21 protein-coding genes are annotated in these 23,297 nt (G+C 38.7%); 13 read left to right on the top strand and 8 right to left on the bottom strand.

Going from position 1 to position 23,297, the window contains the following annotated elements; all coding sequences use genetic code 11:
- Positions 1 to 129: 129 nt before the first annotated feature.
- Positions 130 to 756, top strand: coding sequence for a riboflavin synthase subunit alpha (locus HJP15_RS09340; RefSeq protein ID WP_169326339.1), 627 nt, complete (start codon positions 130 to 132; stop codon positions 754 to 756).
- Here HJP15_RS09340 and HJP15_RS09335 read toward each other — a convergent pair.
- Both HJP15_RS09335 and HJP15_RS09330 read right to left on the bottom strand, forming a co-directional pair.
- Positions 753 to 956 (bottom strand): CPXCG motif-containing cysteine-rich protein, encoded by a 204-nt coding sequence (locus tag HJP15_RS09335; RefSeq protein ID WP_054203596.1) that lies wholly within the window; start codon positions 954 to 956, stop codon positions 753 to 755. The two genes, HJP15_RS09340 and HJP15_RS09335, sit on opposite strands and share 4 nt — an antisense overlap.
- Before the next feature lie 187 nt (positions 957 to 1,143).
- The gene (locus tag HJP15_RS09330; protein WP_054453429.1) at positions 1,144 to 2,004 is read right to left on the bottom strand and encodes a fructosamine kinase family protein; all 861 of its coding nucleotides are present in this window, start codon (positions 2,002 to 2,004) and stop codon (positions 1,144 to 1,146) included.
- A gap of 130 nt (positions 2,005 to 2,134) precedes the next feature.
- On the opposite strand from HJP15_RS09330, the gene HJP15_RS09325 reads away from it, so the two are divergent.
- On the top strand, positions 2,135 to 2,830 hold the full coding sequence (locus tag HJP15_RS09325) for a DUF445 domain-containing protein (RefSeq protein ID WP_054453431.1): 696 nt from the start codon (positions 2,135 to 2,137) through the stop codon (positions 2,828 to 2,830).
- Positions 2,831 to 2,907: 77 nt separating this feature from the next.
- Here the strand turns inward: HJP15_RS09325 and HJP15_RS09320 are convergent, their stop codons facing one another.
- Complete coding sequence (locus HJP15_RS09320; RefSeq protein WP_170173588.1) at positions 2,908 to 3,273, bottom strand: DUF3718 domain-containing protein; 366 nt, start codon at positions 3,271 to 3,273, stop codon at positions 2,908 to 2,910.
- Between the two features lie 355 nt (positions 3,274 to 3,628).
- Here HJP15_RS09320 and HJP15_RS09315 point away from each other — a divergent pair, with 355 nt between their 5' ends.
- The 3 genes from HJP15_RS09315 (at position 3,629) to HJP15_RS09305 (ending at position 7,169) form a co-directional block, all read left to right on the top strand.
- A complete protein-coding gene (locus HJP15_RS09315) occupies positions 3,629 to 4,414 on the top strand; it encodes a hypothetical protein (RefSeq protein ID WP_170173587.1) in 786 nt (261 codons plus the stop codon).
- 118 nt (positions 4,415 to 4,532) lie between these two features.
- Positions 4,533 to 5,915: an amidohydrolase gene (locus HJP15_RS09310; RefSeq protein ID WP_170173602.1), complete on the top strand. Its 1,383-nt coding sequence runs from the start codon at positions 4,533 to 4,535 to the stop codon at positions 5,913 to 5,915.
- Between the two features lie 12 nt (positions 5,916 to 5,927).
- Complete coding sequence (locus tag HJP15_RS09305) at positions 5,928 to 7,169, top strand: amidohydrolase family protein (RefSeq protein ID WP_170173586.1); 1,242 nt, start codon at positions 5,928 to 5,930, stop codon at positions 7,167 to 7,169.
- Positions 7,170 to 7,523: 354 nt separating this feature from the next.
- Here HJP15_RS09305 and HJP15_RS09300 read toward each other — a convergent pair whose 3' ends face one another.
- The gene (locus HJP15_RS09300) at positions 7,524 to 7,940 is read right to left on the bottom strand and encodes an MgtC/SapB family protein (RefSeq protein ID WP_054203602.1); all 417 of its coding nucleotides are present in this window, start codon (positions 7,938 to 7,940) and stop codon (positions 7,524 to 7,526) included.
- 323 nt (positions 7,941 to 8,263) lie between these two features.
- A complete protein-coding gene (gene betT, locus HJP15_RS09295) occupies positions 8,264 to 10,246 on the bottom strand; it encodes a choline BCCT transporter BetT (protein WP_082355617.1) in 1,983 nt (660 codons plus the stop codon).
- A 163-nt stretch (positions 10,247 to 10,409) separates the two neighbouring features.
- Here betT and HJP15_RS09290 point away from each other — a divergent pair, with 163 nt between their 5' ends.
- Complete coding sequence (locus tag HJP15_RS09290; protein WP_054203604.1) at positions 10,410 to 10,799, top strand: hypothetical protein; 390 nt, start codon at positions 10,410 to 10,412, stop codon at positions 10,797 to 10,799.
- On the opposite strand, the gene fghA is transcribed toward HJP15_RS09290, so the two are convergent.
- Positions 10,753 to 11,595, bottom strand: coding sequence for an S-formylglutathione hydrolase (fghA, locus tag HJP15_RS09285; RefSeq protein WP_170173585.1), 843 nt, complete (start codon positions 11,593 to 11,595; stop codon positions 10,753 to 10,755). The two genes, HJP15_RS09290 and fghA, sit on opposite strands and share 47 nt — an antisense overlap.
- Before the next feature lie 50 nt (positions 11,596 to 11,645).
- Positions 11,646 to 12,767, bottom strand: coding sequence for an S-(hydroxymethyl)glutathione dehydrogenase/class III alcohol dehydrogenase (locus HJP15_RS09280; protein ID WP_054203606.1), 1,122 nt, complete (start codon positions 12,765 to 12,767; stop codon positions 11,646 to 11,648).
- Between the two features lie 106 nt (positions 12,768 to 12,873).
- On the opposite strand from HJP15_RS09280, the gene HJP15_RS09275 reads away from it, so the two are divergent.
- Positions 12,874 to 13,749, top strand: coding sequence for a LysR family transcriptional regulator (locus HJP15_RS09275; protein ID WP_170173584.1), 876 nt, complete (start codon positions 12,874 to 12,876; stop codon positions 13,747 to 13,749).
- Here the strand turns inward: HJP15_RS09275 and HJP15_RS09270 are convergent.
- Positions 13,746 to 15,437 (bottom strand): SulP family inorganic anion transporter, encoded by a 1,692-nt coding sequence (locus tag HJP15_RS09270; protein ID WP_054203607.1) that lies wholly within the window; start codon positions 15,435 to 15,437, stop codon positions 13,746 to 13,748. The two genes, HJP15_RS09275 and HJP15_RS09270, sit on opposite strands and share 4 nt — an antisense overlap.
- A gap of 147 nt (positions 15,438 to 15,584) precedes the next feature.
- On the opposite strand from HJP15_RS09270, the gene HJP15_RS09265 reads away from it, so the two are divergent.
- The 6 genes from HJP15_RS09265 to HJP15_RS09240 all read left to right on the top strand — a co-directional run bounded on the left by HJP15_RS09265 (position 15,585) and on the right by HJP15_RS09240 (position 22,842).
- Complete coding sequence (locus HJP15_RS09265) at positions 15,585 to 16,802, top strand: lipoprotein-releasing ABC transporter permease subunit (RefSeq protein WP_170173583.1); 1,218 nt, start codon at positions 15,585 to 15,587, stop codon at positions 16,800 to 16,802.
- Positions 16,795 to 17,493: a lipoprotein-releasing ABC transporter ATP-binding protein LolD gene (lolD, locus tag HJP15_RS09260; RefSeq protein ID WP_054203609.1), complete on the top strand. Its 699-nt coding sequence runs from the start codon at positions 16,795 to 16,797 to the stop codon at positions 17,491 to 17,493. The genes HJP15_RS09265 and lolD overlap by 8 nt, the downstream gene beginning before the upstream one ends.
- Positions 17,483 to 18,727, top strand: a complete 1,245-nt coding sequence (locus tag HJP15_RS09255; RefSeq protein WP_169327378.1) for a lipoprotein-releasing ABC transporter permease subunit — start codon at positions 17,483 to 17,485, stop codon at positions 18,725 to 18,727. Before lolD ends, HJP15_RS09255 begins: the two co-directional genes overlap by 11 nt.
- A 142-nt stretch (positions 18,728 to 18,869) precedes the next feature.
- A complete protein-coding gene (locus HJP15_RS09250; RefSeq protein ID WP_054203611.1) occupies positions 18,870 to 19,343 on the top strand; it encodes a YehS family protein in 474 nt (157 codons plus the stop codon).
- 266 nt (positions 19,344 to 19,609) lie between these two features.
- Complete coding sequence (locus tag HJP15_RS09245; protein ID WP_170173582.1) at positions 19,610 to 21,994, top strand: ATP-binding protein; 2,385 nt, start codon at positions 19,610 to 19,612, stop codon at positions 21,992 to 21,994.
- A gap of 317 nt (positions 21,995 to 22,311) precedes the next feature.
- Positions 22,312 to 22,842: a hypothetical protein gene (locus HJP15_RS09240; protein ID WP_170173581.1), complete on the top strand. Its 531-nt coding sequence runs from the start codon at positions 22,312 to 22,314 to the stop codon at positions 22,840 to 22,842.
- Positions 22,843 to 23,297 lie beyond the last annotated feature (455 nt).

Raw genomic sequence — 23,297 nt, 5'->3', positions numbered from 1 at the left:
TGTAATCGATCCGTAATGAATAAAAAATTATAAACGATGAGTCTACTTTCAATAAAGTAAAAAATATTGGTTCAGGTACACTTAACACTGAAAATTACAATGGTCAGATTTGAAAAGGTGAATAGATTTATGTTTACAGGCATAGTGCAAACTCAAGCATTGGTAGTATCAAATAACCATGAACATGGTGTGTTACGATTAGTATTATCTGTACCGGTACAGTTTATTGATAAACTGGAACTGGGGGCGAGTATTGCAATTAATGGCTGTTGTTTAACCGCCGTTAAATTTTATTCATTAGATAATAGCAGTCTTGCCCATGTTTATTTTGATGTGATTGACGAGACGCTGAACCTGACTAATTTAGGTAAGCTAAAAATTGGTAGTACAGTTAATTACGAACGCTCAATGACATTCGGTACTGAGTTAGGCGGTCACATAGTCTCTGGGCATATACATTGCACAGCTAATATAAGTAACATTATTCACTCGCAAGATAATTGTAAAATGTATCTAACTTTACCTAAAAAGTGGCAAAAATACGTACTTTACAAAGGGTTTGTTGCAATTAATGGTGCTAGCTTAACGGTGGGGGAAACCGATGAAGATGGGTTTTGGTTGCACCTTATCCCAGAAACGCTTTCAATCACAAACCTTGGCAATGCAAAAAGCGGTGACGTGATAAACATTGAAGTTGACCAACAAACGTTTACGATCATTAATACCGTTGAAAACTATTTAGCTAATCAGCATTAAAAAATCTGTTCGTCATCACTGTCAATATGTAGCTCTATTTTGTTAATTGCGTAATCAATATGCATATTAAAATGAATAGGGTTACAGCAGGCGGTGCAGTCTTCAAAGTAATCTTGATCGCCATCACTTGCGTCAAGTGTTATGTGAATATGGTGGCCACAATGTGGGCAGCTGATCCGTTGTGATAGATGATTTTTCATAAATGCCTCAACCTAGCAATGCTTACATAAGTTACCAGAGCCAAGTTGATTAAAGTTGCATGTTAATATTTGGCCTAGGGTGGTTTGGGTATAAAGCCTTTCATTACTTGGTATGTTTAATTAAAGAGTAACTTAAATATAGACTGTATTACTGGTTTATGACATCAACGAAAGCATATAATTGCATTTATTTCATTAATTGTTCTATTTGTTGTTTTGCTTCAGTGAGATAGTGGCCCGCAAATACATTCGCATGATTTAATATAGGGTAAAGTTGATAAATTTTCTTGCGTTGCTCATAGCCAGAAGCCAATGGGTAATGTTTGTTATAGGCGATGTAAAAAGCTTCAGGAAGGGGCGCGAACAGTTCACTCATCGCAATATCTACTTCTCGGTCACCATAATAGCAGCTGGCGTTAAATACACTGGGAATACTATGGATAAACCCTAGGTTTCCTCGCCAAAAGTCACCGTGCAATAGTGACGGACTTACGATGTGGCTGTGAAGCATACTTTTGATTAACCCTACAAAATAATTGTGGTCAACAAGCTCTATACCTTTTTCATGTAAAAGCTGTAGTTGCCAGCCAATACGTTCTTCAGCAAAAAATACATCCCACTTTTTATGCCAGCGATTAGGCTGAGCAGTTGCACCAATAAAATTGTCATGATCAAAACCAAACATGGCTTGCTGATGTTTTAAATGTAAATGAGCTAAGTGTTGTCCCATAATATGCCAGTTAGTGTGAGGCTGTTGATCAAGCGTCAGCCATTCTAAGGCAATAAAGGAGTATTCAATATTTGACCCAGTTGTAATACAGTCTGGTACCATGAACATACTTTCTTTGGTCAGCAAGTTTAAATTGTAAGCGTCATTCTCAAAGCGTTCTAAATTATTTCGATGGGCTACTTTAACAAGAAATGAGTGTGTGCCATCGCTTATTTTAAATAGCATATCGCTGCTAGTGCTTTGAAGTTGACGCTTGTTGGTGTGCTTAAAGTCAAAATGCATGGCTTGGCTGATTTGTTCGTTAACCGTATTCCACATGAGATTGCTCACCTTTTGTACATATGTTTAAACTATGGCAAAAAGTAGTTAAATAAACAATCTCTTGAGAGTAAAATTCGTATTTAATAAATATACGTATATTGTTAAGTACTACTAAGAGGAAAAAATGATGAACAAAAGCCTTATCACTAATGTGATTGCGAGTGTTTTAGTGGTTATTGGTTATTTTTATGATCAAGCAATTGTGTTGTCTATAGGCTTGTTTGCTTTATCGGGGGCTGTAACTAATTTACTCGCTGTGCATATGTTGTTTGAAAAAGTCCCTTTTTTATATGGCTCAGGCGTTATTCAATTAAAATTTGCGGGCTTTAAGGTTGCGATAAAAAATCTTATTTTGACCGAGTTTTTTTCAGAGCAAAAGATAGCCCAATTGTTGGGTAATAAAAATATCAATGTTGATCTTCAACCTGTCATCAACGAGGTTGATTTAAACCCTGCGTTTGACAGCTTACTAGAAGTAATTGAGCAATCTCAGTTTGGCAGTATGTTAGCAATGTTTGGTGGCAGTGCTGCGGTAGAGCCTATGCGCGAAGCATTTATTGATAAAATGCGCGGTTCATTATTGAGTATGAGCGAAACTGATGATTTTAAAGCGTTGGTAAATAAAAAATTGACGCAATCAGGTATAGCGAGTGACTCGCTATATTCAACGGTCTCTGGCTTGGTCGATGATCGCTTAGATGAACTAACGCCAAAAATGGTTAAAGACATTATTCAAACCATGATCCGTGAGCATTTAGGTTGGTTGGTCGTGTGGGGGGGAGTATTTGGTGGAATGTTTGGTTTAATTGCCGCTCTACTTTAATGTAATTTAAACGTATTAAACATATGCAAATTTTTAAGCAGGCCAACAACTCGCCTGCTTAAATAAAGTAACGCATATTATTTTGAACCTGCAACAACCATAATTGTTTGTTGATCTAGTTTAGCTAAATCTTGTATTGATGTATTTGTTTCAGCTTTTAAATTTAAGAGTTTTGCTGTTCTATTAAAGCCATAAGTACCTGCAAAATTCTCCATGCTCATGTTGTTACAGCTTAGCTTATCAGTGGCTACTTTTTTACTTACGCGTAACTCTCTCATCGTCATTGAGAGCTTTATTGGTTTATTTGACGCTACAGCCATACAAATTTGTGTACCAGGGCTGTTATCCGCTGCAACAAATTGCGCAGCCTCAGTGTTAGTTGATGTAAGTGCTGCTGTGCCTAAAAGTAATGTAGTACATAATGTGGTTGTTAAAGTATTCATCATCATTCTCCAGTGTTTTTGATATAAGTTATCTTGTTGACGAGTTCATTATTGGCTAAATTTTTTAATAATGCTGTAAATGAAAATCGACAAAATGTAACACGGTATGTGGATGTGTTTATTAATATCTAAGCGCATGAAAATAAGATGTTTAATATGTGTTTTTTGACATATTTAACTAGAATTATTTTTTAACTTTTTTATTGATTTTGGTTGGTTTTCAATCTGTTTTCATTGGTTTTACACACCATTTACTTTAGAGTAAATGCACTTTATCGTGCTGTAATACTGACATATTTTAAAACCCTGTTATGATCGCCATGATTATAAAGATATCGGTCTATTAGGAGACACTGTGAGTAAAACATTGGCGAGTTATTACCAGCAAGCATATGCTTGTGAGCAGCATAATTTTAATCGTTGCTTTTATTGTGGCTGTGAAGCAACAGAGCGCGATCATTGCCCGCCATTGCATATGCTTCAAAGTATTATCGACTTAGGCGAAGAAGCTGACTTTATAAGTATTGCAGCGTGTTATGAGTGTCATGCAATATTACATAATGAACGTTTAATGACGATTGATGAGCGTTTTACTAAGCTAAAAAGTAAACTCGGCACTAAATACGCAAAGCCGTTGCGAGTGTATAACATGTGGCATGAAAATGAACTTGGCGATATGAGTGATGAATTTGCGCACAGTATTAAAGCCGGTATGAAGCTCGGTGCAGAAGCCGCAGAGCGTCTTGCGTTTGGCGGCTTCAGTTATGCCACAGAGGAAGCTAAAGTAACGGTACGTGAAAAAACCGCAGAGTTTGATGTTGAAGGCCTCGTTTTTTACGATTTCAAAGAAGCTTTAAATTACTGCATTAGCAACTTAAAAGTACAAAAAAGTGATTTTTATAAAATTTTGGTCGAAGATTACCAAGGTGACTTTAATAAAGCGCTGAGTCAGTACCGTCATCGTCACGATAAAGTCACAGCAGCAAAAGATGGTAATTGCTTAATTAAAGATTTTTCTAAATTACATAAACAAAATTCAGACTTTGTCACGCGAACCGTAAAGCACTTTATAACTAAAGATCCAAGCTTAACGACAGAAGGTGCATTGGAGAAACTGTATATCAACTATATTAAGAAATAATATTATTTAAACATTTAGTTGCTTACATTCATCTTATATAAATGAGGCTCTAGCTTATTTTTTGGCTTTATTGCGTGTATTTATATAAAGTAATAAAAAAACAAAAGAGACAAACATGATGCAAAAATTTGCTCCTTCATTGTTGGTTGTTGCTCTTGGTGTGGCGTTAGCCGGTTGCCAAGACAGCGGACCACAAGATGAAAAAGTTACAATTAATAAAAATCCTTATCCAAGTACATATCAAGCACTTAAATCAACAAGCACCTTAATTACTAATGCGACCGTATTAACTGGTACGGGTGAGCGTTTAGAAGAAGCTGATGTATTACTTATTGATGGGAAAGTACAACAAGTTGGTAAAGATTTAACAGTACAAGTTGATAATACAATTGATGCACAAGGCAAATGGGTTACACCAGGTCTTATTGATGTACATTCGCATTTAGGTGCGTACCCAAATCCATCGGTTGAATCACACCAAGATGGTAATGAAATGACCAGCCCAAATACAGCTGAGGTCTGGGTCGAACATTCTGTTTGGCCACAAGATCCAGGCTTTAATCGTGCGCGTGAAGGTGGTATTACGTCATTACAAATCCTGCCTGGTTCTGCCAACTTATTTGGCGGGCGTGGCGTTACTTTAAAAAATGTGCCAGCGCATACTATGCAAAGCATGAAGTTCCCAGATGCACCTTATGGTTTAAAAATGGCGTGTGGTGAAAACCCTAAACGCGTATATGGTCGCAAAGGCATTTTACCATCAACACGTATGGGAAATATGGCAGGCTACCGTACAGCCTGGATTGACGCTGCTGAATATAAGCGTGAGTGGGATAAATATGACAGTGATTACGCTGCGGGTAAAAACCCTGAAGTACCGCATCGTGATATTAAATTTGATACGTTACGTGGCGTGCTAGAAGGCGAAGTAATGATCCATAATCATTGTTACAAAGCCGAAGAAATGGCAATGATGATTGATCTTTCTAAAGAGTTTGGTTACCACGCAGGTACATTCCACCATGGTATTGAAGCATATAAAATTGCAGAAATGTTAGCTGATAATGGTTCGTGTGCAGCACTTTGGCCTGATTGGTGGGGCTTTAAAATGGAAGCTTACGACATGGTTCAAGAAAACGTTGCTATCGTTGATGCAGTGAAAAATTCATGCGCAGTAGTTCACTCAGATTCAGACACGACAATTCAGCGTTTAAACCAAGAAGCTGGCAAGGTGATGTTCCGCGCTAATGACAATGGTTTTAATATATCTGAAGAGCATGCGATTAAGTGGATCACTTCAAATGCCGCTAAATCATTAGGTATAGCTGATAAAACAGGCTCACTAGAAGCGGGTAAGCAAGGTGATGTGGTAATTTGGAATCAGAATCCTTTTAGTGTGTATGCAAAAGCTGAGCAAGTATTTGTAGATGGTGCAAAAGTATATGATCGCCATGACGATGCTTACCAAGCACAAAGCGATTTTATGTTAGGTCAAAAATAAGGAGTAACTAGAATGACAAAAATAACACATTCATTTGCGCTCTCGCTAGTTGCTGCTGGTTTATTAGCAAGTACTGGCGTTAACGCCGAGTCAGTGGCTATCATCAACGCAACTGTGCATACCTCAACAGAGCAAGGTATTTTACAAGGCGCGAGTATTATAATGGATGAGGGCAAAATTATTGCCATCAATCCAACAAAAGTTGAAGCAGATACCATCATTGATGCGAAAGGCCAAATTGTAACGGCCGGCTTTATCGGTAGCATGAACCAGCTAGGTTTAGTTGAAGTGGGCGCTGTGGCAGGCTCGCGTGATGCTGGTGATGATAAAGCAGGGATCGACTTTGACCCAAGCTTGGCTTTTAATCCACGCAGTAGCTTGATCCCTTACGCACGTAAAGGCGGTATAACACGTGATGTGATCACACCGCATGGTGGCGATAGCATCTTTGCAGGTTTAGCAAGCGTAGTTGATTTAAGTGGTGAATTTGATAGCGTTAAGCAAACACATGCAGCACTTGTGGTTAATCTAGGTGAGCAGCGTAAAGGCTCTCGTGCAATGTCGCTTAAAAACTTAATCGATAAGTTTGAAGCACATCAGCAAAAAACCAGCAAAAAAGATAAAAAAGACGACGCTAAACCAAGTACAGAAGATAAAGTGCTTACTAAAGTGTTAGCAGGTGAAATGCCATTACTTGTAAGTGCATCACGTGCGTCTGACATTCTTGAGCTGCTCAAAGTAAAACAGCAATTTAAACTTAACTTGGTGATCTCTGGCGCACAAGATGCTGTGGTAGTTAAAGCACAATTAGCTGAAGCAAACGTACCTGTTATTATCAGTGCAATGGATAACTTACCTGGCAGCTTTGATTCACTCCATGCGAATCTAAATAACGCAGGCGAGCTTGAAAACGCAGGTGTTAAAGTTATTTTTGCTATCGCAGGTGATGGCAGCCACAATGTTTATCAGCTTCGTTTTGATGCAGGCAACGCAGTTTCTTACGGGATGAGCCAACAAGGCGCATTACATGCCATCACAGCGAATGTTGCTGATGTGTTTGGTATCAATGCTGGCCGTGTTGCAGTGGGTAAAGCCGCTGATTTAGTAATGTGGAATAACGACCCATTTGAACTAAGCAGCCATGTTACAAAAATGTTTATCAATGGCGAAGAGGTAACAACCGAGTCTCGCCAAGATAAGTTACGTGACCGTTATATGGCAGAATCTGAGATGCCGCGCGCTTATACAAAATAATCTGTTTGTTCGTTTTATATAGAAAGGTCGCATTTGCGGCCTTTTTATTTTTTAGCCTAGAATTTAACTTGAAATAAGTTGCTCTATTTGTTGGTTAAACTTGTATTACGATGGATATTATCCGTCAGAAAAATCAGGCTTTCATAAAATGGCTATTCAATTACACTATTGACTGTATTTACTTTATAGGCGGTTCTTGCGTTTAACTAAACTTGTGAGCGTCTCTTTTTTCACAAAGAACACAACAATCAATAAATATTTATATTTTCCAAGCAAGTCTATACCAACTAAAAGATAAAATGCATTATTAAAATCTAAATAGATGGCAAATAATATCAACAAAAATAAACATTGTTACTTTAATCTTTTTACATAACGCAGGGTTATAAAGTTGATAATAGCCATTAGTAAGGCAATTTCGTAACGGCTAAATGCAACAGCTATACCAATTAACCCCATATTCCATATGCTTGCGGCGGTTGCTGTGCCGTAGGTCGAATTTTTATTTTTTAAAATGGCTCCACCGCCAATAAAGCCAATCCCGGTAATTATACCTTCGAGAACTTTAGACTCAGCTTCGGTTGAAGTAAGCACAGACATACCAACTAAAGCGTAACCACAAGATGCGACAGCAACAAGTGGAAAAGTGCGCAGGCCTGCACCATGATTTGAGCGCTCTCGGTCGAACGCCATAGGTAATGCCAGCATGTAGGCGATCCCCAAATGGATTAGGTTATCGATTATTTCATGCCATTGTAAGTTGAGTTCCATCTTTGATCCTGTCTAGCCTTAGCCCCTAATGAAGTAGGCAAAAAATGAACCAAATATAAAAATATTTATTATTAATGACTTAAGGTATTTTAATTATCTATTATGGATTTGAGCAAGGTAATATTTACAGACTAGCGAGGGGATATTACTTATTGGGTAGGACTGCTGTTGAATATAAAATAAAATCAAAAACCTATAAATGTTACAGGAACAAGCAAGCTTACTCCTGTGACATTTATACCAATCTACATAAATATTTTAACAATTTAACGAATTAAATAGACCCCATATCTACGCTTATTGGTATAAAGCACTATTAGAGGTTAGCGAAGAGTATGTAAAAAGTGCATATGTTTATGATATTGGTCGATAATATCATTGATCACAGCTTCTTTAGACCAGCCCATAACATCGTAATCTTGACCGCCTTCACGTAAATGAACCTCTGCTCGATAGTAATTATTATCACTGTCGTCATCTTCATCTTCATCTTGTGTATAAGATGGTTTTTCATATGATCGGCGTTTAACTTCGTATAAAAAGTCAATTTCCTCGCCAAGCAATACTTTTAAACTAACATGCCCGCGTTCAAGTTGCTCTAAGTCAATTTCAACATCAAGACTATGTGTTTTAAGCTCTTTAGAGACATTTTCCATTGCTGGTAACGCAATTGATTTAACGAAACGGTTTACATTGGCTTTGTTAGGAAAATCAACAATATTATTTAGTCGCTCTTGCCAACTTGCACCTTCGCTGCCAGGTAAAGTGGGGGCTATAGGGGCTATGTTCATTTGTAAACTTTCACGTTTAGCAATGTCTACCCGTAATGCTTTTATCAAGCCATACGTCGCTATTAGCAGTACAACCGCAAAGGGCAGGGCACTGGCTATAGTCATGGTTTGAAGAGCACCTAAACCGCCAACCATGAGCAAGACTGCAGCAACAACACCTTCGCCACCAGCCCAATAAATACGCTGCCACATAGGTGTGTTGTCTTTACCATTTGAACATAACATGTCGACTACCATTGAGCCTGAGTCAGACGATGTAACAAAAAATACAATAACCATACAAGTGGCAATGAATGATAAAATTCCTGACATTGGGAAGTTTTCTAAAAATGCAAAAATAGAAATCGCAACATCTTTTGAAACCGCTTCACCTAAACTGGCAACGCCTTGATTCATGATCAAATCAATGGCTGAGTTTCCAAAGAATGTCATCCACATAAGGGTAAAGCCAGTTGGAATAAAGAGTACACCCATAACAAATTCACGGATTGTACGACCACGGGAAACTCGGGCTATAAACAAGCCAACAAACGGTGCCCAAGACATCCACCAACCCCAATATAAAATAGTCCAGCCGCCCATCCATTCAGTTTTTTCGTAGGCAAATAAGTTAAAAGTATGACTGACTATATCTGAAGCATAAGATCCCACGTTTTGCACAAAAGCTTGTAATAAATAAACAGTAGGACCAAGTATTAATACAAATAGCAACATGATGACCGCAAGGCCCATGTTTAGCTCTGACAAACGGCGAATACCTTTATCAAGGCCGGTTGTGACAGAGACAATTGCCAAACCGGTGACTGCGGCAATAAGAATGACTTGGGTAACAATGCCTACAGGGACATCAAATAAGTAATTGAGTCCTGAGTTTACCTGTAATACGCCATAGCCTAAGGATGTTGCAACACCAAACACGGTACCTATAACGGCAAAAATATCAACAGCATGGCCGATCGGACCATATATTTTATCGCCAATAAGGGGGTACAGCGCAGAGCGCAGAGTTAATGGCAGGCCATGTCGGTAGCTAAAAAAAGCTAATATTAATGCGACAATCGCATAAATTCCCCATGCATGTAATCCCCAATGGAAGAAGGTGATTTTCATCGCTTCACGTGCAGCTTCAACAGTCGCAGCATCACCTGTAGGTGGATTCATATAGTGCATCACAGGTTCGGCTACGCCAAAAAACATCAGGCCTATCCCCATACCCGCACTAAAGAGCATAGAAAACCAAGTCATGTGGTTGTAGTCAGGTGTTGAATGATCAGGGCCAAGTTTAATGTTACCGTAACGCGACAAGCCTAAAAAAACGACAGTGATCAAAATAATGGCAACGGTAAGTACATAGAACCAACTGGCATTTTGCACAATGACACTTTGTAAGCCGTTAAAAAAGACATCAGCACTTTGCGGGGCTAATGCAGTAAATAGCACGAGCATAATAATCAGCGCGGAGGCTGTGTAAAATACAGGTGGATTGAGTTTGGATTTTTCTTCTGTGGTGGACATTGATATTCCCCGGAATTATTGAGTGTACATAGAAATAAAATTTCGACGAAAGTATAGCATATTCAATTAATTAATTCCTCTTACAGTTTTTAACAGTGTTTTTACTTAATTCGTTTATAGTCATGTCAGATGGAGTTTAAATTTATAGAAGGTTGTTTGTATTATGTTAAGACTTATTTTTAGTGCCTTGGTATTATGCCAATTACTAACAGGCTGTACAGTGGCGGGTGTATTAATTGATGGTACCGCTTATTCTAAAGCTGATGAGAATTATGATGCTGATCTTGCGCAATCGGGGCCGCATACCGAACCCAAAACATTTATTGTTGATGGTGATGTAAACACCCTTTCTTTTTCTGAGTTAGGGTTTCAAATAGACAGTGCTGTAGTGGGGTTTATTAAAGATCAAATTAAACCGCAGACATCGAATGTTTGCAGGCGTATTTCTCGAACAATTAAAGAATGCCAAGACGTTACAATTGAAAAACCCCATGTGAATAAAAAAATCAGCTACGCAAATGACTATGATGAAATGATAAGTGTTCGTCAATAAAGCTGCTTATAAAATAGTAGCTATGATCATAGCCTGCCTGCATATGTAGTGTAAGCGGAAAGTTTATCTGTTTAGCAACGGCTGTTAGGTTTTCTGGCTTAAGTTGATCGATTAAAAAGCTATCGGCATCACCTTGATCAACACGCATGGGTAAAAAGTCATCGCTGCTCGTATTTTTCATAAGTTCACAGCTGTCGTAATTAGCCCACTTCATTTGATCATCACCTAAATACAAGCTAAAAGCTTTATGTCCCCAAGGGCAATTAATTGGGTTTGTAATTGGGCTAAATGCTGACACACTGGTGTAACTTTTTGGATTACGTAGTGCAATGACCATTGCACCATGACCACCCATAGAATGACCACTAATGGCTTTTTTAGTCGTCACGGGGAAGTGCTGCTCAACAAGCGCTGGCAATTCATGAACAATATAATCGTACATGTTGTAGTGCGTGTTATAGGGAGCCTGTGTCGCATTTAGGTAAAAGCCTGCACCTTGGCCAAAATCATAGCTGTCTTGGTCGGGGACATTATCACCGCGAGGGCTAGTATCAGGTGCAACGATTGCTATGCCAAGCTCTGCCGCTTTTTTAAGTGCACCGGCTTTTTGCATAAAGTTTTCGTCAGTACACGTTAAGCCTGATAACCAATATAACACAGGCACTTTATTGGTTTGGCTGGCCCCTGGTGGCAAAAAAATGGCAAAACGCATTTGGCAATGAGTGCTGGTGGAAATATGGCTGTACTGTTTATGCCAGCCACCATTTACTTTTGTAGCGCTTAAATTATCTAACATAACTCTCTCTTTGTTAACGGCTGCACCGCAGTGCGATGCAGCCAATTAATTTAGTAATGAATAACAGTTCGAATGCTTTTACCTTCATGCATTAAATCAAACGCTTCATTTATGTCTTCAAGGCCCATGGTATGAGTGATAAAGTCATTTAGCGCAAACTCACCGGCCATGTAACGTTCAACAATGTCGGGCAGTTGTGAACGACCTTTTACGCCACCAAATGCGCTACCACGCCATACGCGGCCAGTGACTAGTTGGAATGGGCGAGTTGAAATTTCTTGACCTGCACCAGCAACACCAATGATCACCGACTCCCCCCAGCCTTTATGGCAGCACTCAAGGGCTGAGCGCATAACATCAACGTTACCAATGCACTCAAATGAGTAATCAACACCGCCGTCGGTCATTTCAACAATTACGTCTTGAATTGGTTTGTCATAATCTTTTGGATTGATTAAATCTGTAGCACCTAACTTGGTGGCAAGATCAAATTTACTGGTGTTGATGTCGACACCGATGATACGAGAAGCACCAGCCATTTTTGCACCAATAATGGCAGATAGACCAATCCCACCTAAACCAAATATCGCAACCGTGTCGCCAGCTTGTACTTTTGCAGTATTTGTAACTGCGCCCATGCCCGTTGTTACACCACAACCGAGTAAGCATATTTCTTCAAGCGATGCTGCTTTATTCACTTTAGCCAAAGAGATTTCAGGAAGTACGGTGTATTCAGAAAACGTAGAGCAACCCATATAATGATAGATTGGCTGACCGTCTTTATAAAAACGTGTGGTGCCATCAGGCATTAAGCCTTTACCTTGGGTTTCACGCACAGCTGAACATAAATTTGTTTTACCTGACGTGCACATTTTACACTCACCACATTCAGCAGTGTATAAAGGAATAACATGATCGCCTACCGATACACTTGTAACTCCTTCGCCAATTGCATAAACCACACCAGCGCCTTCATGGCCTAGAATAGCTGGGAAAATCCCTTCAGGATCAGCACCAGACAAAGTAAATGCATCAGTATGGCATACACCTGTTGCGGTAATTTTTACCATTACTTCGCCTTTTTTAGGCATCATTACATCCACTTCTTCAACTGACAGTGGTTGATTCGGGCCCCAAGCGATAGCTGCTTTAGATTTTATAAATTCAGACATAGTGACTCTCTTATATACAGTGCTTAAAAACAATAACGCTATTTTATTTGTTTCTCAAACAATGTTAATCTTCATTTTAATAAAACACTTTTACAGTATGGTAATAATGAGTCGTTGGTTAGGTATAGATGAGTTTATCGCAGTGGGTGAAGAGGGAAGTTTTACTCGTGCTAGCGTAGTATTAGGGGTTTCCGTTGCACATATTAGTCGACAAGTAACGCAATTAGAGCAACGCTTAAATACGCAATTGTTAACGCGTACGACGCGCAAAGTGGTACTGACCAAAGAAGGCGAAGCATTTTTACATCAAACTAAGCATTTACAACACGCAATGGACGATGCAACAGCGCTATTGGCAGAGCAACAAAGTACGCCAAAAGGTAAAATTAAACTCACAGCGCCTGTAATGTATGGCGAAACATTTGTAATGCCGGCGGTGCATACGTTTATGCAGCAGTATCCAGATTTAGAAGTGGTGATGTCACTGAGTAATGAGCAAGAAAATTTACTTGAAGGTGGGTTTGATTTAGCTATTCGCCTTGGTCATTTAAAAGACTCTAGTTTAAAAGCACGGCGCTTAAGTGCGCGTCATTTTGTGATCTGTTGTTCAAAAGCGTATTTAGAACGCTTCGGAGAGCCTCATACATTAGCGGAATTACAACAACATCAATGCTTAGTGGGTAATAGCAGTTATTGGCGAGTATGTGAACAAGGGCGTGATAAGCATATTAAAATAGCAGGGCGGTTACAGTGTAATAGTGGCTGGGCATTGGCGGACGCAGCAAAAAAAGGCCTTGGTATTGTTCAATTACCTAATTATTACATTGAAAAGGATTTAGCTGAGGGGAATTTAGTGCCTATCCTAACGAATAACCAACCAAAGCCTGAAGGTGTATGGGGCGTATACCCTCCACGGCAGTTTGTTGCGACTAATGTGAAAGCGCTGCTCGATCATTTAGTAGCAGCGCTTAGCTTAGTTTAATTTATAACAGTAGAGATATCCTGCTCAACACTTTGCATACTCACAAGTGCCTTATTGAGGGCTTCGCTTCGACTGATACAAAAAGCATTTGTAGGCAGCTTATCTTTTATTTGTAGTCGTTTTAGTTGTTCACTGGTATCACGATTTGGTGAGTAAATGAAAACGTCACAATTGGCATCTAACGCATCTTGAATTGCATTTTCAATGGCTAAAGACACGGTAACATCAAGCATCTGTACATCAGACAAATCAAGCACCATGGCTTCATATTCACTAATGTGACGATGTTGGCGTGCAATTGCTTTTGATACGCTAAATATCATCGGGCCTGATAAGTAGAAAAACAGCAGTTTTCCTTGAGCTCGTTCTAGAAGTTCACGCTCTTCAACGGCAAGAGGTACATCATCGTCATCGGCGTCACTAATCGCTTTTACATGTTTGGCTTGTTCTCGGCTAAGTCGTTCGATCACAATAATATTTGAAATAAATACGCCAAGACCTACCGCCACAATTAAATCGACAAATACGGTGAGCAGCATCACACCGTACATAATGGCCATTTGTAAAATACTCAGTTTGTGGGCGCGTTGAATGAAGCTCCAATCAAGAATATTAAAGCCTACATACACTGCAATACCAGCAAGTACGGCCATAGGGATCGGTTCAGTTAAACTGCCAGCCACAAACACGACAGCCATTAAGATCACAGCCCGAAGGATCCCAGCCAGAGGGGATCGCGCGCCAACTTGCACATTGACTACGGTGCCCATTGTTGCACCTGCACCAGGAAGTGCGCCAAAAAAACCAGCAACCATATTAGCAATACCTTGGCCACGCAGCTCTTTGTCTGAGTCATGTTCGGTACGGGTTAAACTATCGCCAATGACGGCGGTTAATAGGGTATCGATACAACCAAGAGTACCTAATACAAGCGCATCAATAACCATTTCAGTAAAAAGATCGGCGGTAAAAGTTGGAAATACAATACTGGGTAAGCCACTTGGAATGACACCAATACGGCGAATGTCGTCGGTAGAGAAGACTAAGATAGAGACTATAGTTACCACTACAAGGGCAACAAGTTGGGCAGGCACATACTGTCGAAATTTTTGCGGTAGGTAAAATAAAATACCGAGTGTACATAACCCTAAAAATAATTCGGAGAAATGCAAATCCATAACTAAATCAGGCAGTGCGCCCAAAGTACCCAGTACGCCGCCACCTGGGGAGGAGTGACCAAGTAATGGCGCTAACTGTAAGATAATAAGTATTACCCCAATACCAGACATAAAACCTGAAATAACGCTATAGGGCATCAGCGTAATATATTTGCCAAGCTTTAAAGTGCCGAGCATTATTTGAAAAGCGCCTGCCATCATTACAACGGTAAAGCCCATTGCGAGGCCTTGCTCAGGATAACTGGCGAGCATAGTGGTTAAAACGGCGGTCATTATTACGGTCATTGGACCGGTCGGTTCAGATATTAATGAAGTAGAACCACCAAAAAGGGCGGCAAATAAACCAACGAGGATTGCGCCCCACATACCAGCTTCAGCACCAGCACCCGAGGCAACACCAAAGGCCAGCGCTAGAGGCAATGAAATAATCGCAGTAGTCACACCACCAAATAAATCACCTTTTAAATTTACGTGTTTAAATCGCTTTAAAGACAAAACGGGGTTCCTCATCTTGTAATTTGGCGTATTTTAACTTAAAAACGCATTATCAAGTATCAGATTTTTAATTATTTTTTTACACTTTTGACGATACCCAAATAAATACAGTTTATGCTAGTATGGCGGCATAATTGGCATTAGATGCGATCATAAATAATTATGTTTCAACCTGTTAGCCTGTTTATCGGGCTGAGATATAGTCGTTCCTCTAAGGGGAATGCTTTTATCTCTTTTATTTCATTTTTCTCAATTGCTGGTATTGCAATTGGTTTAATGGCGCTTTTTACCGTCAGCTCAGTGATGAATGGCTTTGAAGATAACCTAAAGAGCAATATGTTGGGATTGATCCCTCATGTAGAAATCTCATCAAGTGGGCACACTCAAACTAATATGATCCAGCTACAAAAAGACGTTGTTGTGTCTGATTTTGTTAAGCAGGCGAGCTTGTATCGTCATGGCGAAGCTATTTTACAAACAAACCGTGATTTGCACGGTGTGCTGTTACAAGGCTTGTACGATGAAAATGCATCGCTTTATAAAATCAGCGATAAAGTCATTCAGGGTAATTGGCAAGTCGTAATGGCGACGCGTTATAATATTGCTATTAGCCGTTATTTAACGCGCAAACTAGGCATTGGCTTAGGTGATAAAGTACGTGTAATTATGCCAAATGCATCAACCTACACGCCATTAGGGCGTGTGCCAAGCCAACGTTTATTTACCGTTGCAGCGATTTATGAAACTGGTTCTGAAATCGATATGGGCCTTGCATTTACAAGTGGAGAATCATTGCAACGGGTATTAAAACTCCCTGACAGCAGCGCGCCTAACTTAAGCATATCGCTAAACGACCCCTTTGAATTGGATGCATTTATTGCATCGTCAAATGCGCTTTTAAGTCAATATAAGGTGACAGACTGGCGACAATCGCAGGGCACCTTATTTGCGGCCGTCGCTATGGAAAAGCGCGTTATGTCGATGTTATTGGCGCTAATAGTATTAGTGGCTGTATTTAATATTGTTTCGGCTTTAACTATGATGGTCAGTGAAAAACAAAGTGAAGTTGCAATATTACAGACTTTAGGACTGACGCCTTCTCAAGTACAGCAAGTCTTTATGATCCAAGGCCTTTACAATGGTTTAATTGGCACAGGGATTGGCGCTGCATTCGGGTTACTATTAAGTGCATATATTAATGAAGCATTAGCTTTAATAGGTTTGAATTTATTAACAGGCATTGCTTTACCCGTAAAATTTGACGTAATGAATTTATCCCTCATTGCCATTGGTAGTATTACCATGAGCTTTTTAGCCACTTTATACCCGGCGCGTAAAGCTGCCAATGTTAGTCCTGCAGAGGTATTGCGATATGAATGATTTAGTTATTCAATGTGAGAAGTTAAGTAAAATATATCAAGATGGTGCGAGTGAAGTTGCAGTATTGAAAGGAGTGGATTTATCTCTTCAGCAGGGGGAAATGCTCGCTATTGTGGGCAGCTCAGGGTCTGGAAAAAGTACGCTTTTGCATATACTGGGTACTTTAGATGCGCAAACTAGTGGAGTGGCTAAAATTAAAGGTCAACAAGTCGCTAAACTTTCACGTGCTGAACAGGCTAAGTTTCGTAATGAGCATTTAGGTTTTATCTATCAATTTCATCATTTATTGATGGAGTTTAATGCCGTTGAAAATGTAGCGATGCCATTATTGATTAAAGGCCTTAGCGCGAAAAAGGCAAATTTAAAGGCATTGGCTATGTTAGATAAAGTCGGTTTATCGCATCGTAGTAGCCATAAACCGTCGATGTTGTCTGGCGGCGAACGTCAACGTGTAGCCATTGCTCGCGCGCTTGTAACAGAGCCTGCATTAGTATTAGCAGATGAACCAACGGGCAACTTGGACAAACAAAATGCGATTAAAATTTACGATTTGATCAAAGAACTTAATAGCAGTTTGAATACCAGTTTTGTAGTAGTGACACACGATTTAGAATTGGCTGATAAATTGGGTAAAATTGCTTATCTTGATGATGGAAAATTAGCAATCAAAGAGGCAAGTCATGTTGCTTAGTGCTTATTTGAGCAAGCGTTTTAGAGCAAGCTCAGGCGGTAAAGACGAAAAGAACGGGTTTGTTAGTTTTATTGCTAAAGCATCAACAGTCGGTATTTTACTTGGTGTTGCAGTTCTAATTATTGCGCTTTCAGTGATCAACGGATTTGAACAACAATTAGTGCATCGTCTTTTGAGTGTTGTTCCGCAAGTTGAATATGTTGCACCGAATCGTCCTATCGATAATTGGCCTGATAAAGTACAAAAGCTTACTCAGCAGCGAGATGTGGTTGGGGCCGCGCCTTTTATTAGCGTTAACGGTATGGCGCAGTACAAAAGTGAACTAAAAGCGGTTGAAGTGCGTGGCATAGATCCTACATTAGAGAGCAAAGTGTCGGCGGTTAATCAATACACGAAAGGTAAATTAGTTAGCCAGTTAGGTTTTGATGAGGTTATTTTAGGTCAACAAATCGTTAAACAGCTCGGTGTAACGCAGGGGGAGTTAATAACGTTATTGATCCCGCAAGTTAACCAAACGAGTAACGACATTTTAGCACCGAAAAGAGTTACTTTGACGCTGGCTGGGATAATTGAAATGGGCGGCCCAATCGATAGCTCCGCTGCATTTATTCACCTTGAAAAAGCACAAAGGGTATTAGGTTATGACTCACAGCAAGTCACTGGGTTGCGTTTAGCTGTAGCGGATGTCTATTATGCACATCAAATTGCGTTGCGAGTTGGCCAAACAATAGATGATTATGTGTATATTTCTAGCTGGTTTAGAACGCAGGGTAGTTTATATCAAGATATACAAATGGTTAGAACCATCGTTTATATTGTGGTGTTTTTAATTATCGCTGTCGCGAGTTTTAATATTGTCTCATCGTTAGTCATGGAAGTGCGAGAAAAACAAGCTAATATTGCTATATTAAAGACCATGGGTGCGAAAGACAGTACGATACTAGCGACCTTTATCCTTCAAGGTTTAAGCCAAGCGTTTATTGGGGTTATTTTAGGCTCTTTTATTGGTGTGATTGTCGCGTTAAATATTAGCGAGTTGTTTACTTTACTTAGTCAATTTGCTGGCAGCAACCCATTAGAAGGGGTCTATTTTATTGAATTTTTACCCAGTAAGTTAGTATGGCAAGATATTGTTGTAACGGTTATTGTTACATTTGTACTTGCGGTGTTAGCAACGATCTATCCTGCTTGGCAAGCTACCCGTGTAGACCCTGCGAAGGTACTAGGAAACTAGATCGAATACTTTAAATGGCCACATACTTTTATAAAATAATAATCAATAGTGGGATAAAGCTATCTCTGTTAGACTGTGTGGCTATTTAATAAACCAGCAAAAAATTGCTTGGTTACCAATACCTTTACTCTTGGAATTTACTTTGACTAATAATGATATCTTACGCCGCATTCGCTATACCTTTGATTTATCTGATACTAAAATGATTGAGATTTTTGCCGCGGCAGATTGTCAAGTAACGAAGGAACAAGTTGTTGCGTGGTTATGTAAAGAAGGGGATGAAGGCTATATTGAGATTACTGATACTGAGTTTGCGACTTACTTAAATGGCCTTATTAATACTAAACGTGGTAAACGTGAAGGTGAGCAGCCAGTGCCTGAGAATAAGCTCAATAACAATATGATCTTAATGAAATTACGCATAGCGTTAAACATGAAAGCTGAAGACGTTATTGATGCACTCGCCGTTACTGATTTTATTCTAAGCAAGCATGAGCTAAGTGCTTTTTCTCGTAAAGCAGATAACAAACACTTCCGTGTGTGTAACGATCAAATATTACGTAACTTCTTAACAGGCGTGCAGCAAAAAATCCGCCCAGAATCTACTGGTAACTAATCAGTATTTTTAACAAGTAACCTGAATCTAGGTTACTTGTATACTCAAATTACCTTAATATGCAGGATCGGTTTTGTAACACGATGTTGGCTTAATGTAATTTAACCTGAATCTCACGCCGTTTTTTACATTAATTTTTGTGATAAATCGTAGCTTTTGCTCTGCCTATAAATCATAAAAGCTAATAATGCTTTTTACCTGTAAATATTCGTATATTTCTTTTAGCTCGTCTAGACTTACAACTTCATTCATCGTTAACCCATCATATGCAACTAAAGACTCGTTTGATCACCGTATTATTAATCAGCTCGTTATTGCCGCTATTAGTGGTTTTTGTTTTAGTGAGTATACAAGGCACTGAGCAAGCAGAACGTTTAAGTATCGTTGCAGCCCAAGCAAAAGTAAGTAACGCCGCAGGGATATTTGATCGATATTTTATCGAAAGAAAAGCTGAAATATCAATGTTAGCAAAAGATTCACGAATAAAGTCTATGCAATTTGTCAACATGCGCGATTATTTGATCAGTGAAAAAAAACAAGGTAGTGGCTCCTATGAAAAATTCATTGTAGGTGAAATTGATGGCAGTTTTTACAACACTGAAGGGGGAAATAGTTTTCAAAATCTAAAACGTACTTTTGATGATTCAATCGCGAACTCCAAACCTCGTTCAATTAAAAAAAGAGACTACTGGTTGACGACCGTTGGTGAAAATACAGCTAATGATCCTGTTATTTTTGTATCAGAACCCATGATCTCCTATACAACGGGAGTAAGACAAATTGTAATAAGCTCATCAATTTTAAATGACGAGAAACAAGTTGTTGGCTTGATCGGTGGCAGTATTGGTTGGAACGAAATCGAGCGTTTGATACAAGCAGTTCAAACACAGGTTATGAATTCTTTTGATGATGGCGTACGTTTTATGCTTGTATCAAATAGCGGTATTTATATGTACCACTGGGAAGCTGATAAAATAATTCAACTTTTGAAAAAAAATGAGCGCTGGGTCTTAAATAATATTGGTGAAAAGGTCAGTGTTAAGTTAAGGGTTACACAAGAGCCAAACGAAGAGATGAACCATATTGGGGTTCGTATGGTGGCTGGACACTCAGGGTTTGCAGAAATATTTAATAGTAAAACTGAAGAAAAAGAGCATATTTTCTTCTCGCCAATATCTTCAGCTGGTTATAGCATTGCTGTAGTGATCCCAAACAAACTTATATTTTCCAGAATAAAAGAGTTACAAAAAACTCTCTGGATAATTTTTTCTATTGTTTTGGTGGCAGCCTTATTTATAGCCATTCGCTTATCTGTTCGTCTGTATGCGCCAATTCATAACTTAACTCAGGCTTCACATGCTTTATCTTTAGGTGACTATAGCGTGAAGATCGCCTCATCAGGTAAAGATGAACTCGGTGAACTATCACGTGTTTTTATTAGCATGCGTGATGAGCTTTCAATGAGAGAAGGACAACTTGAAAAACGCGTAGAAGAACGTACAAAAGCATTTGAAATTGCAACGGGAAAAGCCAGTGATGCGTTAACAGCCAAAAGTCGCTTTTTAGCCAATATGAGTCATGAAATCAGAACGCCTCTCAACGGTGTTTTAGGTACTTTGCAGTTATTACAAACAGCTCCTGGACTGAAAGAAGATGAGATGCTGTTAGTAAATACAGGGGTAACTTCAGCAACACATTTATTGTCGCTAATTAATGACATACTGGATATTTCTAAATTAGAGCAAGGAAAATTAAAAGCCGATAATTCAGTGTTTACATTACAACAGTTACAAGATGAAGTTTTCGCAATAGTTCAGCCCTTAGCTATAAAAAAGTCAATTATTATACAATGGCATAGCGATAACCACACACTTAGTGTTTACTCAGATAAAACACGCTTGAAACAGATATTGGTAAATTTAATCGGTAATAGTATTAAATTCTCACAATTAGGAAATGTGAATGTGACGATTTATACACAAAAAGAAGGTGCTGATTTAACATTGCAGTGTGTAGTGAAAGATAGTGGGATCGGGATTAAAGACGATCAACTCGCTGATATTTTTGAGCCATTTAGTCAAGCTGATAATAGTACAACACGTGTTTATGGTGGTTCAGGGTTAGGTTTAAGTTTATGTAAAGAGCTTGTAGAAATGCTTGGCGGTAAAATTACGATTCATTCAGAATTTGGTAAGGGAACTGAGGTCATTTTTAGTATTTTAACCGTTGAAAAAAATGAAAACAAAATTGAGAACACAGATCCAATGCTGGATTTTTCAAATGTGTCAGCCACAGTACTCGTTGTAGAAGATAATATGGTCAATCAATTGGTGATTAAAGCAATGCTTCTAAAGTTAAATCTAGATGTAGTAATAGCAAATGATGGCTTAATCGCTTTAGATATTCTACAGCAGCAAGATTTTGATATTGTTTTGATGGATATGCATATGCCTAATCTTGATGGAGTAAGTGCAACAAAAATTATCCGTGAAAATAAAAAATGGAAAAATCTTCCTATCATTGCGATAACGGCGAATGTAATGCAAGAAGATGTCAACGCATGTTTTCAAGCTGGAATGGATGATTACTTAAGTAAACCAATTGAGTTTAATTTACTCGCTTCATTATTATCACGCTGGTTGAAAACTTAGTTTTTAGTTCAGTTCCCGCCAGTCATTACATTGGTTTGATCACCATAGAAGCTTCTGAACCTTATTTCTCGTAACGAAGGTAAAGAGTGCGATTCACAAGCATAGCGATTAGGTCGATAAAACTTCACGAGACTCACTCAAACAAGATATTGATTGTATCAAAATAGGAACTCAGCTATGGTCTGTGTATAACCGAATTAATCTAAATGAGTAATCCATAAATTTATTCAGCATGGATGAGTAAATGTTTAAAGTCAGTTAAGAGACTAATACTTGTAGATACTTAACTTTCAAAAACAATGCGTAAAGGACAATAAATGATTAAGTATATTTTAATAATAGCAGCTGCATTTGGTGCTTATAAATTTTTCTTCTCTTCTGAAGGGCTAATTAAATCAAATATGAGTGAGATCCACTCAAGTGAGTATAAGTTTAAGATTACATTTCCTGACAAGCCAAGAGAAAAATCTGAAATCATTGATCTCCCTAATTACGGAAAATTCAAAACAGTGAGTTATTTTGTGCGTAAGCCTGAACTTGTTTGCGGTATTGTAATATCTGATTACTTAGATGCAGATGAAGTGAAAGGGGATATTTATGACCAAATAGATGTTGCCAAAAGAAATCTGCTCAACAGATATGGCAGTAGCATCAATAGTGAAGAGTTTATCTCTGTTGGGGGGGTAAGTGGCTATCAATTCGATGTGACGACAAAAGATAGTAAGTTGTTGAGAATGCAAATTTTTAAGTATATGAGTAATTCATACAACCTTAGTTGTCAGTACGAAAACTCGGATGATCATAAGGGGCAAATGAATGAGTTTATGGACTCATTTGAACTAATTTAATTTATCTTACTGACATAAATTATTTAAAAATATAGCCGCTTAACAGAGTAAAGTATAAATATACTAACAATGATTTTTGGTGTTTTTCAGCTTAATTATCATACATTACTTAATGCAGCGATTACGAAGGTCGCTTTGCTGTTTTAGCGGTAGGTTTCATCGGGAATGGTATATTTATACCCAAGCTACCTCAATATGAAGAATATTATTTTTCTTTAACCCTTTAACTCTTTTACGAGAACTTTGCTACAGCAGTACGTGATTTTCTACTATATTTTCAGCGCTATTTACTTCATTAGCGGCATATTCAACATTAAGAGAATGATATGCTTGAGCACCTTTACGGAACAAATGTTCAAGAAGCAAATTAGTAAAAAACTGAGGACAGAGAGATAAAGTACTTTGATAAACCAAAGACCGTCCATAATTATGCGTTTAATTGCTTCATCTAGGGA

It is taken from the genome of Pseudoalteromonas sp. NEC-BIFX-2020_002 (assembly GCF_013002825.1).
Taxonomy (GTDB): Bacteria; Pseudomonadota; Gammaproteobacteria; order Enterobacterales; family Alteromonadaceae; genus Pseudoalteromonas; species Pseudoalteromonas neustonica.
Note: the sequence above shows the minus strand (reverse complement) of the source record. Positions and strands in the feature narration are given on the sequence as shown.

What these genes read in the sequence shown, in the direction of transcription:
- HJP15_RS09340 (WP_169326339.1), top strand. Translation starts at nt 130, where the DNA reads ATGTTTACAGGCATAGTGCAAACTCAAGCATTGGTAGTATCAAATAAC.
- HJP15_RS09335 (WP_054203596.1), bottom strand. Translation starts at nt 956, where the DNA reads ATGAAAAATCATCTATCACAACGGATCAGCTGCCCACATTGTGGCCAC.
- HJP15_RS09330 (WP_054453429.1), bottom strand. Translation starts at nt 2,004, where the DNA reads ATGTGGAATACGGTTAACGAACAAATCAGCCAAGCCATGCATTTTGAC.
- HJP15_RS09325 (WP_054453431.1), top strand. Translation starts at nt 2,135, where the DNA reads ATGAACAAAAGCCTTATCACTAATGTGATTGCGAGTGTTTTAGTGGTT.
- HJP15_RS09320 (WP_170173588.1), bottom strand. Translation starts at nt 3,273, where the DNA reads ATGAATACTTTAACAACCACATTATGTACTACATTACTTTTAGGCACA.
- HJP15_RS09310 (WP_170173602.1), top strand. Translation starts at nt 4,533, where the DNA reads ATGCAAAAATTTGCTCCTTCATTGTTGGTTGTTGCTCTTGGTGTGGCG.
- HJP15_RS09305 (WP_170173586.1), top strand. Translation starts at nt 5,928, where the DNA reads ATGACAAAAATAACACATTCATTTGCGCTCTCGCTAGTTGCTGCTGGT.
- HJP15_RS09300 (WP_054203602.1), bottom strand. Translation starts at nt 7,940, where the DNA reads ATGGAACTCAACTTACAATGGCATGAAATAATCGATAACCTAATCCAT.
- betT (WP_082355617.1), bottom strand. Translation starts at nt 10,246, where the DNA reads ATGTCCACCACAGAAGAAAAATCCAAACTCAATCCACCTGTATTTTAC.
- HJP15_RS09290 (WP_054203604.1), top strand. Translation starts at nt 10,410, where the DNA reads ATGTTAAGACTTATTTTTAGTGCCTTGGTATTATGCCAATTACTAACA.
- fghA (WP_170173585.1), bottom strand. Translation starts at nt 11,595, where the DNA reads ATGTTAGATAATTTAAGCGCTACAAAAGTAAATGGTGGCTGGCATAAA.
- HJP15_RS09280 (WP_054203606.1), bottom strand. Translation starts at nt 12,767, where the DNA reads ATGTCTGAATTTATAAAATCTAAAGCAGCTATCGCTTGGGGCCCGAAT.
- HJP15_RS09275 (WP_170173584.1), top strand. Translation starts at nt 12,874, where the DNA reads ATGAGTCGTTGGTTAGGTATAGATGAGTTTATCGCAGTGGGTGAAGAG.
- HJP15_RS09270 (WP_054203607.1), bottom strand. Translation starts at nt 15,437, where the DNA reads ATGAGGAACCCCGTTTTGTCTTTAAAGCGATTTAAACACGTAAATTTA.
- HJP15_RS09265 (WP_170173583.1), top strand. Translation starts at nt 15,585, where the DNA reads ATGTTTCAACCTGTTAGCCTGTTTATCGGGCTGAGATATAGTCGTTCC.
- lolD (WP_054203609.1), top strand. Translation starts at nt 16,795, where the DNA reads ATGAATGATTTAGTTATTCAATGTGAGAAGTTAAGTAAAATATATCAA.
- HJP15_RS09255 (WP_169327378.1), top strand. Translation starts at nt 17,483, where the DNA reads ATGTTGCTTAGTGCTTATTTGAGCAAGCGTTTTAGAGCAAGCTCAGGC.
- HJP15_RS09245 (WP_170173582.1), top strand. Translation starts at nt 19,610, where the DNA reads ATGCAACTAAAGACTCGTTTGATCACCGTATTATTAATCAGCTCGTTA.
- HJP15_RS09240 (WP_170173581.1), top strand. Translation starts at nt 22,312, where the DNA reads ATGATTAAGTATATTTTAATAATAGCAGCTGCATTTGGTGCTTATAAA.